We start from the raw sequence: 12302 nt of genomic DNA, 5'->3' as shown, positions 1-12302 counted from the left end.
ACTGAACGTGAATACATAATTTTTTTAAATTGATTCAAATCTACTTATAACAATAAGCCAAAGAGGAAGTAATATGGAACTTCCAATGACAATGTCATTACAAACAGCATCATTTGAAGAATTCATTACAGTCATTGCGGCAGCGCTTGGTTGCGGCTTGTTAATTGGCTTAGAACGAGAACGAAGTAAACTGAAACATGAATACAAAACTTTTGCGGGATTTCGATCTTTTGCCATTAGTGCATTATTAGGAGCGGTCTGTTTTTTATTTGGTACTGAAATTGGAATTGTAGGTGGCTTACTTATTGGTGCTATTAGTATTGTTTCACTCAAAAATCAGCCAAATGACCCGGGCGTAACTACCGAACTCGCCTTTATTATGACTTACTTCATTGGCGCACTTTGTATTTGGAATATTTCGCTCGCTGCTGGCCTAGCTGTGATCATGACAACCATCTTAATAGCTAAGCAGTCTATGCATGGCATTGCCAGTCAGTGGATTACCGAATCGGAATTGCGTGATGGTATTTTTCTTCTTGCCTTACTGTTAATTGCTTTGCCTTTAGTACCTAATAAGCCTTTTTGGGGGCCCGTTCTAAATCCACATGTGATTTTAAAATTACTGACTTTAATTTTATTTGTGCAAGCACTCGCTCATATTGCAAAGCGATTACTCTCCTCTAAAAATGCTTTATTACTTTCTTCCTTAGCCTCTGGTTTTGTTTCAAGTACGGCGACCATTGCCAGTTTAGGTTTAGAAGTTCGTTCTGGTCGAGCAAATGCAAAGACCAATGCAGGTGCTGCATTGATGTCTTGCGTTTCAACACTGATTCAGACCTTAATTATTGTGATCGGTATTAGCTTTGCTTGGTTCAAGCTAATTATATTTCCTACACTTATTGCCTTAATAGTTTTAGCAGTATGGGCCTTTATTTTATTACGTAAAGCCGAGCCTAGTACAGCTTCGCCCGAGCTTGACTCAAGAATGTTCAGCTTAAAAGAGGCTATTATTATTGCAGGTACACTTACCCTTATTCAGGCTGGTGTTTATGGTTTAAGTATATCTTTAGGCGATGCGGGATTAATCGCGGGGACGTTACTTGCTTCATTATTTGAAATACATGCAGCTATAGCAGCGGTCATTGTGCAAGGTGAACCTGATAGCGCACATATGACATCCTTATTAATTGCCTTTTTAGGAGGCTTTGCAGTTCATGCACTTGCTAAAAGTGTGAATTCTGCAATTTCGGGCGGGCTACACTATGCCCTTGCTTTCGTTCCCGCCCAACTCATTCACATGGGAATATTGATTACTTTGCTTTGGCTCAATATCCATTGGTTTTAAAAATTTCTATTGTGCAAGCGAAGAAGTCTTCACCACATCGATGACGGTAACTACAAATTGATCAACCTTAAAATGAATATCAAAGTCTGAAAATTTCATTTTATAGATTCGTTCAGCATCTTCTTGATAGGCAGGCCGAGGATCTAAAGCTAACACTTGCTCAAGCTCATCAATGTACTGCGAATCTATTTCTTTATTTTGAAGAAAATATTTTTGTGCTGTTAACGCAGCTTCAGTCCAAATGACTGCCTTTCGTTCAGGTTCTGCATGCGCATAACCACTTTGAGCCTCCGCAATTGCATCAGAATATTGAATATAGGGTTTGATATCTAAAATTGGGGTGCCATTTAATAAATCACTTCCAGTGACATAGACACGGACAGACTTGCCCACCTTTTCCACTTTATTAAGTTTTACGACTGAAAGCCCAATTGGAGAAGGTCTATACATACTTCGTGTAGCAAATACTCCAATTTTTTCATTACCACCTAAACGTGGCGGACGAACCTGTGGGCGGAACTTATCTGCACAGCCTTGATTTTTATTGTCATGAAACTGCCAAACTAACCAGAGATGACTAAATTGCTCAATTCCCTCAAATGCTAACAAGTCGTTATATGGTTCTACCATATCAATATAAGACTCAATATTGACCAAATTGGGCTGGCGTGGAATACCAAATTTTTCACGATAGGGAGAACACATGTGGCCAATGATGGGGAAGGTGACAGAATTGATCATCACTTTTTCTTATAAACACAATTAAATATATTCAGTTTATCGGGAATGAAATTAGATTAGAATAGCAATCTGTTTTCTTTTAATCGTGATCGAGACCTTTAATGGCTGCTTTTAACGTTGAACGCATTACTCATGTTCACCACTGGAATGACACTCTTTTCAGTTTTAAAACTACACGCGATACCAGCTTACGTTTTAAAAATGGTCAGTTCGTAATGATCGGACTTGAAGTGAATGGCAAACCGTTAATGCGTGCGTATTCGATTGCAAGTGCAAACTACGAAGAAGAGTTAGAATTCTTCTCAATTAAAGTACAAGACGGTCCTTTAACTTCGATTTTGCAAAAAGTACAAGTTGGTGATGAAATCTTAGTTTCTAAAAAACCAACAGGTACTTTGGTTCATGATGACCTTTTACCAGGTAAAAACTTATACCTTTTATCTTCTGGTACTGGTCTTGCTCCATTCTTATCAATTATTCGTGATCCAGAAACTTACGAACGCTTTGAAAAAGTCATCGTTGTTCACGGTACACGCTATATTTCTGAATTAGCTTATCAAGACCTTATCTTGAACGAATTACCAAACCATGAATTCTTTGAAGAGTTAGGTATTAAAGACAAACTTGTTTACTACCCTACTGTTACTCGTGAACCTTTCCACACTCAAGGCCGTGTAACAACTGCAATTGAAACTGGCGCTTTATTTGAAAAAATCGGTTTACCACGCTTCAACCGTGAAACTGACCGTGCAATGCTTTGCGGTAGCCCTGCATTCCTAAAAGACGTGGCTGCATTACTTGACCAACACGGTTTAGTTGAATCACCTCGTATGGGTGAAATGGGCGACTACGTCATTGAACGTGCGTTCGTAGAAAAATAATTTTTTCTAGACATAAAAAAACCGAGGCAAAGTCCTCGGTTTTTTATGTCTGTTTTACAATTTAATTGTGCCATCGATACAGGTGACAGCGGTTCCACCCACTAAAATTTTATCTTGATACAATTCAAGTTGAAGTTGTCCATCTCGACCTACCGCCCCACCTTGTGAAGAAACTACGACATCATTTTGTGCAGGAAGAATCCCATAATAACGAATAAATGAAGCTACGCTACCATTACCACTACCACAAACCGGATCTTCATTTATTCCACATGAAGGGGCAAATGAACGAACTTCTATGTGTTTTTGTTCATCATTATTTTCATGAAAACCAAAAACTGTCGCACCCGTAACTTTCATTTCTAAATCATGTTCTTTTAAAGCGGCAAAGTCTGGTTGGCTATCTAGAACAGCCTCAGCATTAACAGCTTGCAATACAATCCAGCGCGCCCCTACATCAACCAATGCAGCGTTCCATTGAGTATTAATTTCACATTTTAAAATTTCTGCTAATTTCTCAGTATGCATAGCATCTAGTGGGGTAATTTTAGGCTTAGGTAGTTCAAATGAAATATGACTTGATTCACTCACGGTCAGAGTCACCAAACCAGCACCGCACTGCTGTACCAGCTTACCTTCTTTCGCTTTAATTAGACCCGCCTCAAGTAAAGCATAGGCAGTACCAATTGTAGGATGGCCTGCAAATGGCAACTCACTTTGCGGAGTAAAGATTCGAACCTGATAGTCAGCTTGTGAATCGGTCGCAGGGAGTACAAATGTGGTTTCAGAAAGATTGGTCCAGTTCGCAATGGCTTGCATCTGCTCAGACGTTAAGGTGCTGGCGTCCATAATGACCGCAACAGGATTTCCTTTAAATGCTTGTGAAGTAAAAACATCAACTTGTTTAAATGCAACAACAGACATAGACCCACTCCTACTGATTTTGTAATTAAAAAATTATGGCTATTAAGTCCTCACCATTTCTTGATCTTACTGATTTATTTTTAATGGTCACAGTATCAGTTAATATTAAAAATAATAGACACAGTTGTTAAAAATAGATTCAGATTAAATGGATAAATCTATAAAACTAACAATATTTGAGATAATTAAGAGATCACTATAAAGTGTATCCATTGCTTTGGCTTTTTAATGAATTGACATGTACAAATATAAAAAAGTGAGTGATGACCTCACCCTGCAAATTCAAAATGGCAGGCAGCCTATTGGTTCTCGGTTGCCATCAATTCGAGATTGTGCCCAGCATTATCAGGTTAGTATTAATACCGTAAAAGAAGCTTATCGCCAGCTTGAAGATCAAGGTTTAATTTCAGTTCGTCCACAGTCTGGCTACTATGTTTGTCATGCCCCTTCAAACTTATTAGAACTCGAAGAGCGTTATGTCAGTGAAGAAAAAGTATCTCTTTCAGGAATTAGCTGTTTTCTCGCACAAATTGTTAAAAAACAAATGGACCCCGACTATGTCAATTTGGCCCTAGCTTGCCCTTCTGGGGAAAATTTTTATCCAATTGAACGCTTAAAACGCTTAACTGCTCAAGTTTTACGGACACAGCCAGATATTTTTAAAAGCTATACCTTGCCGCCCGGTTCTATACGTTTACGTACTCAAATTGCTAGGCGAAGCTTACAGTTAGGTATGTTTCTTTCAGCAGATGATATTGTGCTCACTCATGGCACGATGGAGGCTTTGAGTCTCGCGATTATGGCAACAACTCAAGCGGGCGACAGTGTAGCGCTTGAGATTCCTACATTTCACAACCTGTACCCACTCCTTCATAATTTAGGTCGAAAAATTGTAGAAGTACCGACCTCGCCACATACAGGTATGTGCCTTGATGCACTTGAAGAACTCTTAAAATCTCAAAGTGTACAAGCCATTTTAACCATTCCGACAGGACACAATCCTCTCGGTTTTAGCATGCCTGAAAGTAACCGTCGTCGCTTGGCAGAGTTAGCTAATCAGTTTCAAGTTCCTGTCATTGAAGATGCGATGTATGCCGAATTGCAACTCACCGAGCCTCTCCTACCCAATATTAAGGCATTTGACCAAAATGGATGGGTTTTGGTGTGTGGCAGCTATACCAAAACTGTAGCACCTGATTATCGGATTGGTTGGTTAGAAGCTGGACGTTTCCGTAATATTGTGCAGCAGCTTAAATTTACAACCACTGTTGCTGAGCCAGCTTTACTCACAGAAACTTTAGGACTTTTCTTAGAGAATGGCGGATATGATCTACATTTACGTCAACTCAAAAAACGCTATCAACAACAAATTGACACCATCAAATCTTATATTTACCGCTATTTCCCACTCGGTACCCGTGTGAGTCGTCCACAAGCGGGATTTATTTTATGGTTAGAGCTCCCCGAATCAATTGACACCCTAGAACTGTTTCACCAAGCAATGGACGAAAAAATCTTATGTATGCCGGGAATTTTGTGTTCGGCTGATAAACGATTTAGTCATTGTTTACGTATTGCAGCTTGTTTTGAGTTAAACCCCAAAATGTTAAATGCTTTGATGCGCTTAGGAGAGCTAGCAAAAAATATGCTGCCCGTACAAAAGGATAATGATCAAATCCCTACTAATTCAGTAGGTTGAATCCCAAATCCGGAGTTAATAAAATAAAACCATATATTTTTTATGCCTTTTATTTTATGAAAACTGAGCTCCTCTCTCCCGCAGGTTCACTTAAAAACATGCGCTATGCATTTGCCTATGGTGCAGATGCTGTATATGCCGGCCAACCACGTTACAGTTTACGTGTTCGTAATAATGCTTTTGATCATGACAACCTAAAAATCGGAATTGATGAAGCCCACGCTTTGGGCAAAAAGTTTTATGTTGTGGTGAACATTCAACCGCATAACAGCAAATTAAAAAACTTTATTCGTGATCTTGAACCGATTGTAGCGATGCAACCAGATGCACTCATTATGTCTGACCCGGGCTTAATTATGATGGTGCGTGAGCATTTTCCTGATGTGCAAATTCATCTATCTGTTCAAGCCAACGCCATTAACTGGGCCACTGTTAAGTTTTGGAAAGATTATGGTTTAAGCCGCGTCATTTTATCGCGTGAGTTGTCTTTAGAAGAAATAGAAGAAATCCAGCAACACGTACCCGATATTGAACTTGAAGTTTTTGTACATGGTGCTCTATGCATGGCCTACTCAGGCCGCTGCTTACTTTCTGGATATATGAATAAACGTGATGCCAACCAAGGTGCTTGTACCAATGCTTGTCGTTGGGACTATAAGTTGTATGAAGCCCAAGAAGATGCAAACGGTGATGTGATTCCAGTTACTCAGCTCAATGAGTCAGAAAAGCCTTGCTGCTCATCAGCACAATTAGAAACAACCTCGGCTCAAACGCTGCTGGTACAACGCAATGATGAAGAAATGTTTGCTGCCGAAGAAGATGAACACGGCACCTATTTTATGAACTCTAAAGATTTACGTGCGGTACAACATGTAGATCGTTTAACCAAAATGGGGATTGCCTCACTAAAAATTGAAGGCCGTACTAAATCCTATTTTTACTGTGCCCGTACCGCCCAAATTTATCGAAAAGCTATTGATGATGCTTTAGCAGGCAAACCATTTGACCCAAGCTTAATCAACCAACTCGAAGGTTTGGCAAACCGTGGTTATACCGAAGGCTTTTTGAGACGTCATGTGCATAGCGAATATCAAAACTATGCTGATGGTTCATCGCATTTCGACTACCAACAATTTTGTGGAGAGGTTTTAGAACGTCAAGGCGATTATATTCGCATTGAAGTTAAAAACCGTTTTGTGGTGGGCGACTCACTTGAGCTGATGACGCCTCAAGGTAATATCACCTTTAATTTAACCGAAATGCGCGATTTAAAAGATAACCCAATTACCGATGCTAAAGGTTCGGGGCATTTTGTTGAGATTCCACTTTCACAAGATGTTGATGTTAGTTATGCCCTACTCATACGCAATTTGCCGCATGCTAAGGAAAACATTACTGCCTCAACATTAGCTTATTCAGCGAGTTAAACATGGCACTTTTGATTACAAATGACTGTATCAATTGTGATATGTGCTTACCGGAATGCCCCAATACAGCTATTTTTGAAGGCAACAAAGTTTATGAAATTGATCCACTTCGTTGTACAGAATGTGTAGGCTTTTATGATGCCCCCACATGTAAGGCGGTTTGTCCAATCGATTGCATAAAACCAGACTCTGCACATATTGAAAATAAAGAGCAACTGCTAGAGAAATTTAAGGATTTAAATATACTCGGCGAATCTATCTCTTAAAAGTCTATCGAGGATCAGGCTAAGATTGCTGATCCTCTTTTTATGACTATACAGATCAATGATTAAATAAATGAATAAAATAGCTGAGAACACTTTGCTAGTGATAAAATCAATTTATCAGTTCAGTTTGATTTAATGGTCATTTTGTACCAAAAAAATTAAACAATCGTTAAAACTGCCAAACCATTTCAACATTTCATGTAGATTGATCAAAAATCATTCTGGCGCAGCTCCCCATGTCTTATCTTTATTTAGCAATTGCGATTGCTTGTGAAGTCATTGCAACTTCAGCTTTAAAAGCATCTCAAGGTTTTACTGTTCCTATTCCATCCATTATTACAGTTGTGGGCTATGCGATCGCTTTTTATTTATTGTCCCTTACACTAAAAACGATTCCGATCGGAATTGCATATGCCATTTGGTCGGGTGCGGGTATTATTTTAATTTCTGCAATTGGCTGGATATTTTACAAACAACATTTAGACTTGGCGGCCTGTATTGGTCTTACTTTAATGATTGCAGGTATTGTGATTATTAATGTGTTTTCTAAAAATACCCATTTATAAAATATAAATAAAAAGAAACCGAGTACGATGAAACTCTTTTTATAAAAAATTTCACCTTACTCGGTATGAACAGCTTATTTCAAACTGCCCGTCAAAAATTGTTTTAGACGTTCACTTTTCGGGTTATTGAGTACTTCATCAGGATGACCCTGTTCCTCAATTTTCCCTTGATGCAAGAAAATCACTTGATTAGATACATGACGCGCGAAGCCCATTTCATGTGTGACCACAATCATGGTACGTCCTTCTTCAGCCAAGCCCTGCATTACTTTTAGTACTTCACCCACCAGCTCTGGATCAAGCGCGCTGGTTGGTTCGTCAAACAACATAACTTCTGGTTCCATAGCCAAAGCACGAGCAATCGCTACACGTTGCTGCTGACCACCAGATAAAAATGCCGGATATTTACTTTCAACACTTTCAGGTAATCCAACTTTGCGTAGATATTTCCGTGCACGCTCTTCTGCTTCTGCACGTTTTACCCCAAGTACGTGAATCGGCCCTTCAATGACATTTTCCAGCACTGTCATGTGAGACCACAAATTAAAATGCTGAAATACCATCATGAGCTGTGTACGCATTTTTTGTAGTTGCTTTGGTTCAACTACTTTTAAATTGCCTTTCTTATCAAAGACTGTGCGTAGCTTTTCACCATTGAGCTTAATCGTGCCATTGCTCGGTTGTTCCAAAAAGTTAATGCAGCGGAGTAAAGTACTTTTACCTGAACCCGATGAACCAATGATACTAATTACATCACCAGCATTTGCATCAAGTGATATTCCTTTAAGCACTTCATGATCGCCGAATTTCTTATGTAAATCGCGAATCACTAGTTTTGCAACTTGTTCCATTTATGTCTCCTAATGATTCGATGGCTTTAAAAATGCCAACCAACGTTTTTCAAGCTTACGAAATAGCCCAATCAAAATAAAAGCCAACACTGCATATAACGCCGCGGCAATTCCAAAAGCATTGAAGGTGTCATAGGTTGCCGCATTCACATCACGCGCAATTTTTAAAATGTCAGGAACAGTTGCTGTAAATGCAATGGTTGTCGCGTGCAACATTAAAATGACTTCATTGCCGTAAAACGGTAAAGCACGGCGTAACATCGATGGAATGATAATGCGAGTGTACCGTTTCCATTTTGACATACCGAAAGCTTGTGCAGCTTCAATCTCGCCATGGGGAATAGAACGAATCGCCCCAGCGAAGATTTCAGTTGTATATGCACCAGTATTGAGCGCGAATGCCAAAATGGTGCAATTTATGCCCTCTCGAAAAAAAGCATCAAGAGTCTGGTGTTCATGAATATAATCAAAGCTGTAAATACCTGAATAAATAATTAACAGTTGGATATACAATGGTGTGCCACGGAAAACATAGGTATATAACCAAACTGGGCCACGTAACCAAAGATTTTCTGATACTCGTGCAAGTGACAAGGGCACAGCGAGAACAAAACCAATACCAATAGAAAGCACCAATAACCAAGCAGTCATCGCGACACCGGTCATTTGCAAACCATCAGTCCAAAGGTATGCCTGCCAATATTGTTGAAGGATTTCAATCATAATTGTCCCTTCCTTACACCAGCAGAATAACGACGTTCAAGCCACATTAAAATCAGATTCGACACGGTGGTAATCGCTAAATAAATGGCAGCAGCCACGATGCTAAAAAAGAACAGTTGCATGGTATTTCTACCTGCATCTTGCGTAATTTTTACAATGTCAGTCAGGCCAATAATAGAAACTAGTGCTGTCGCCTTAATTAAAACTTGCCAGTTATTACCAATACCAGGCAGCGCAAAACGCATCATTTGAGGGAATAACACTCGGTGAAAAACCTGCCAAGGCGACATACCATAAGCCATTGCTGCCTCAATTTGGCCTTTTGGAACCGATTGAAATGCACCACGAAAGGTCTCGGTAAAATATGCACCATAAATGAACGCTAAAGTAATCACACCCGCCACAAATGGGTTGATATCAATTTGGTCCATTTGCAGTGCTTCAGTAATTTGGTTAAGCCCCAACTGCAAGCTATAAAATAACAGCAGCATAATGACCAAATCAGGCACACTTCGAATGAGCGTAGTGTAAGCTGTTGCTATATAACGTAAAATTTTAATACTTGAGAGTTTTGAGCTCGCACCAATTAAGCCAATAATCACAGAAAGTAAAAGTGACAACAACGCAAGCTGTATGGTCATCCATGTCCCGCTGAGCAGGAGTGGCCCAAAGCCAGAAAAAAACATGACTCATCTTCTCCTTAAAAACAATATCTAATATTGATGAGATGAGAATAGATTTAAAAATGTCGGCACTAAGCCGACATTTTTCACATCATTAGTAAATGCTAAAGGAGAAATATTTTTTCTCGAGTTTTTTGTATGTACCATCTGCAATGATTGCAGCGAGCGCTTTATTAATATTGGCTTTTAAATCCGCATCTTCTTTGCGTAAACCAATAGCTGCACCTACACCTAGTGTTTTTGCATCAACCACATTGCCACCAGCAAAACTGAAGTTTTTGCCTTTTGCTTGTTTTAAGAAAGCACCGTCAACCATAATTGCATCTTGTAAAGTCGCATCCAGACGACCTGACATCATGTCTTGATAAATCAAATCTTGGACTGGATAAGGTACAACCGTTACACCTTTTGGCGCCCAATAGGTTTTAGCATAAGTTTCTTGAATTGTGCCCTGTTGTACACCGACACGTTTACCTTTCAAAGAGGCAGCGGTAGGCAATAAAGGTGAGCCTTTTTTTGCAACCATACGGGTTGGTGTATTGTAGATTTTGCTACTAAATGCAATTTGTTTTGCACGCTCATCAGTGACTGTCATTGATGAAAGAATGCCATCAAATTTTTTCGCTTTAAGGGCTGGAATCATCCCATCAAAAGAGTTTTCAACCCAAACACATTTGGCTTTTAGTTTTGCACAAATTGCATTACCTAAATCCACATCAAAACCAGTTAACTTGCCATCTGGTGTTTTATATTCAAACGGCGCATAAGACGACTCAGTACCAAAACGAATCACCTTCCAATCCTTTGCTTGAACATTCGTTGCAACAGCAGCCAAAACTAAGGTTGTTGAAACGAACATTTTTTTCATAAAGCTTGCCATCTTGAAGCTTCTCCTTAAAATCCTAATAAGGTGATAAAAACTTGAGCAATTTCTAAATTACTCTTCTGCCGAAATAATTGCAATTTCTATACCAGTAAATTAAGGATTTATGAAGATGTCTAAACAATGGATTGTATTAACTGATTAAATGTTGAAAAATCACTCAAATTTTAAGTTAGTTTTTGAGTGTGTAAGCTTCAGCAATATTATGCTGCTCGACCAAAGTACGAATGGTATATTCATGACCAGTTTCTTTATCACAGGCAAATTCACATTTTTGATCTAAGGACATTGAGCAACCACTCAGCAATGGACAACCTGCAAACAATTCGGCGACCCAATCTACAAACACTTTTACTTTAAGCGATAAATGACGATTTTGAAGATAAACTGCTGAAATCGGCATTGGCGCCGGCGTCCACTGAGGCAATACCTCTTTTAACAAACCCGATTCTAAATGGTTGGTGAGCATATAACGTGGGCCTTGAATTATACCGAAACCCTGCAAAGCTAAGTCGATATAAGCATCACCGTCATTTACAGAAACACGTCCAAGTACTGACACACTTTTAATTAAATCATCAACCACAAAGTCCCAATCAAAGTTGCGTCCGGTACGGCTTGAAAAGAAGTGAATCGCTTTATGATTTTTCTGTAAATCTTCAATTGAAGTGGGCTCGCCATATTTTTCTAAATAAATCGGCGAAGCAGCTGTTGCACACTGGAAAGTTCCAATACGACGCGCAATTAAGCTTGAATCTTTTAATTCACCGACCCGAATTGCACAATCGACGGCCTCTCCCACCAAATCTACAGGTCGGTCGTTAAGGCCAATTACTAAATCAATATCAGGATAGCGTGCATGGAAATCGCGCAGCCTTGGAATTAAAATCAAACGTCCAATCGATACAGGCACATCAATACGAAGCTGACCTCTTGGTCCCCGCTCTGCATCATGAAAGGAAGATTCAATATCAGAAACATCCGCTAAAATTCGCGAAGTACGCTCATAATAAACCGCACCATCCGGTGTCAAACTAAGTTTGCGGGTTGTTCGATTAAGCAATCGAACCTGTAAATGTTTCTCTAAAGCCTGAATGGTTGTAGTCACTGAAGCACGCGGTAGGCCTAAACTGTCAGCCGCTAAACTGAAACTATTTGTTTCGACAACTTTGTTAAATACTTTCATGGCATGAAATAGATCCACACGCACACTCCTATCAATCAATGCATTTTTTAATCAAATGCACCAATTGTTATAAAAATACGAATAGTGTTATCGAATTTAATATATTTATTCGTGATTGACAAACTTT

13 protein-coding genes are annotated in these 12302 nt (G+C 39.3%); 6 read left to right on the top strand and 7 right to left on the bottom strand.

What is annotated here, in order from left to right:
* Window positions 1-73: 73 nt before the first annotated feature.
* Window positions 74-1345 carry an MgtC/SapB family protein gene (locus tag JGE69_RS07050; protein WP_199112973.1) on the top strand — a complete coding sequence of 424 codons (1272 nt, stop codon included), beginning with the start codon at window positions 74-76 and terminating at the stop codon, window positions 1343-1345.
* Between the two features lie 6 nt (window positions 1346-1351).
* On the opposite strand, the gene tsaA is transcribed toward JGE69_RS07050, so the two are convergent.
* Entirely contained in the window at window positions 1352-2086 is a 735-nt protein-coding gene (gene tsaA, locus JGE69_RS07045) for a tRNA (N6-threonylcarbamoyladenosine(37)-N6)-methyltransferase TrmO (protein WP_199112975.1), read from the bottom strand.
* Between the two features lie 101 nt (window positions 2087-2187).
* Here tsaA and JGE69_RS07040 point away from each other — a divergent pair, with 101 nt between their 5' ends.
* A complete protein-coding gene (locus JGE69_RS07040; protein ID WP_002118187.1) occupies window positions 2188-2967 on the top strand; it encodes a ferredoxin--NADP reductase in 780 nt (259 codons plus the stop codon).
* 54 nt (window positions 2968-3021) lie between these two features.
* Here the strand turns inward: JGE69_RS07040 and JGE69_RS07035 are convergent, their stop codons facing one another.
* Window positions 3022-3891 carry a PhzF family phenazine biosynthesis protein gene (locus tag JGE69_RS07035; RefSeq protein WP_086355376.1) on the bottom strand — a complete coding sequence of 290 codons (870 nt, stop codon included), beginning with the start codon at window positions 3889-3891 and terminating at the stop codon, window positions 3022-3024.
* A 232-nt stretch (window positions 3892-4123) separates the two neighbouring features.
* Between JGE69_RS07035 and JGE69_RS07030 the strand changes: the two genes are divergently transcribed.
* The 4 genes from JGE69_RS07030 to abeS all read left to right on the top strand — a co-directional run bounded on the left by JGE69_RS07030 (window position 4124) and on the right by abeS (window position 7849).
* On the top strand, window positions 4124-5590 hold the full coding sequence (locus tag JGE69_RS07030; RefSeq protein WP_199113254.1) for a PLP-dependent aminotransferase family protein: 1467 nt from the start codon (window positions 4124-4126) through the stop codon (window positions 5588-5590).
* Between the two features lie 56 nt (window positions 5591-5646).
* The gene (gene yegQ, locus JGE69_RS07025) at window positions 5647-7017 is read left to right on the top strand and encodes a tRNA 5-hydroxyuridine modification protein YegQ (RefSeq protein WP_199112977.1); all 1371 of its coding nucleotides are present in this window, start codon (window positions 5647-5649) and stop codon (window positions 7015-7017) included.
* A gap of 2 nt (window positions 7018-7019) precedes the next feature.
* Entirely contained in the window at window positions 7020-7283 is a 264-nt protein-coding gene (locus JGE69_RS07020; protein WP_199112979.1) for a YfhL family 4Fe-4S dicluster ferredoxin, read from the top strand.
* A gap of 236 nt (window positions 7284-7519) precedes the next feature.
* The gene (abeS, locus tag JGE69_RS07015) at window positions 7520-7849 is read left to right on the top strand and encodes a multidrug efflux SMR transporter AbeS (RefSeq protein WP_004791191.1); all 330 of its coding nucleotides are present in this window, start codon (window positions 7520-7522) and stop codon (window positions 7847-7849) included.
* A 74-nt stretch (window positions 7850-7923) separates the two neighbouring features.
* Here abeS and JGE69_RS07010 read toward each other — a convergent pair whose 3' ends face one another.
* From JGE69_RS07010 to adeL, 5 genes are all read right to left on the bottom strand, one after another.
* Entirely contained in the window at window positions 7924-8700 is a 777-nt protein-coding gene (locus JGE69_RS07010) for an ABC transporter ATP-binding protein (protein WP_005068251.1), read from the bottom strand.
* Window positions 8701-8709: 9 nt separating this feature from the next.
* Window positions 8710-9423 (bottom strand): ABC transporter permease, encoded by a 714-nt coding sequence (locus JGE69_RS07005; RefSeq protein ID WP_199112981.1) that lies wholly within the window; start codon window positions 9421-9423, stop codon window positions 8710-8712.
* On the bottom strand, window positions 9420-10109 hold the full coding sequence (locus tag JGE69_RS07000; RefSeq protein ID WP_199112983.1) for an ABC transporter permease: 690 nt from the start codon (window positions 10107-10109) through the stop codon (window positions 9420-9422). Before JGE69_RS07000 ends, JGE69_RS07005 begins: the two co-directional genes overlap by 4 nt.
* A 91-nt stretch (window positions 10110-10200) precedes the next feature.
* The gene (locus JGE69_RS06995; RefSeq protein ID WP_005068246.1) at window positions 10201-10986 is read right to left on the bottom strand and encodes an ABC transporter substrate-binding protein; all 786 of its coding nucleotides are present in this window, start codon (window positions 10984-10986) and stop codon (window positions 10201-10203) included.
* Window positions 10987-11161: 175 nt separating this feature from the next.
* Window positions 11162-12193 (bottom strand): multidrug efflux transcriptional repressor AdeL, encoded by a 1032-nt coding sequence (adeL, locus tag JGE69_RS06990; RefSeq protein ID WP_199112985.1) that lies wholly within the window; start codon window positions 12191-12193, stop codon window positions 11162-11164.
* Window positions 12194-12302: the final 109 nt, after the last annotated feature.

Source organism: Acinetobacter sp. C13 (assembly GCF_016809775.1).
Classification (GTDB): domain Bacteria; phylum Pseudomonadota; class Gammaproteobacteria; order Pseudomonadales; family Moraxellaceae; genus Acinetobacter; species Acinetobacter pittii.
This window is presented reverse-complemented; position numbering and strand designations above follow the sequence as displayed.

Excerpts from the sequence above, each read along its gene's own strand:
- JGE69_RS07050 (WP_199112973.1), top strand. The coding sequence starts at position 74 with ATGGAACTTCCAATGACAATGTCATTACAAACAGCATCATTTGAAGAA.
- tsaA (WP_199112975.1), bottom strand. The coding sequence starts at position 2,086 with ATGATCAATTCTGTCACCTTCCCCATCATTGGCCACATGTGTTCTCCC.
- JGE69_RS07040 (WP_002118187.1), top strand. The coding sequence starts at position 2,188 with ATGGCTGCTTTTAACGTTGAACGCATTACTCATGTTCACCACTGGAAT.
- JGE69_RS07035 (WP_086355376.1), bottom strand. The coding sequence starts at position 3,891 with ATGTCTGTTGTTGCATTTAAACAAGTTGATGTTTTTACTTCACAAGCA.
- yegQ (WP_199112977.1), top strand. The coding sequence starts at position 5,647 with ATGAAAACTGAGCTCCTCTCTCCCGCAGGTTCACTTAAAAACATGCGC.
- JGE69_RS07020 (WP_199112979.1), top strand. The coding sequence starts at position 7,020 with ATGGCACTTTTGATTACAAATGACTGTATCAATTGTGATATGTGCTTA.
- abeS (WP_004791191.1), top strand. The coding sequence starts at position 7,520 with ATGTCTTATCTTTATTTAGCAATTGCGATTGCTTGTGAAGTCATTGCA.
- JGE69_RS07010 (WP_005068251.1), bottom strand. The coding sequence starts at position 8,700 with ATGGAACAAGTTGCAAAACTAGTGATTCGCGATTTACATAAGAAATTC.
- JGE69_RS07005 (WP_199112981.1), bottom strand. The coding sequence starts at position 9,423 with ATGATTGAAATCCTTCAACAATATTGGCAGGCATACCTTTGGACTGAT.
- JGE69_RS07000 (WP_199112983.1), bottom strand. The coding sequence starts at position 10,109 with ATGTTTTTTTCTGGCTTTGGGCCACTCCTGCTCAGCGGGACATGGATG.
- JGE69_RS06995 (WP_005068246.1), bottom strand. The coding sequence starts at position 10,986 with ATGGCAAGCTTTATGAAAAAAATGTTCGTTTCAACAACCTTAGTTTTG.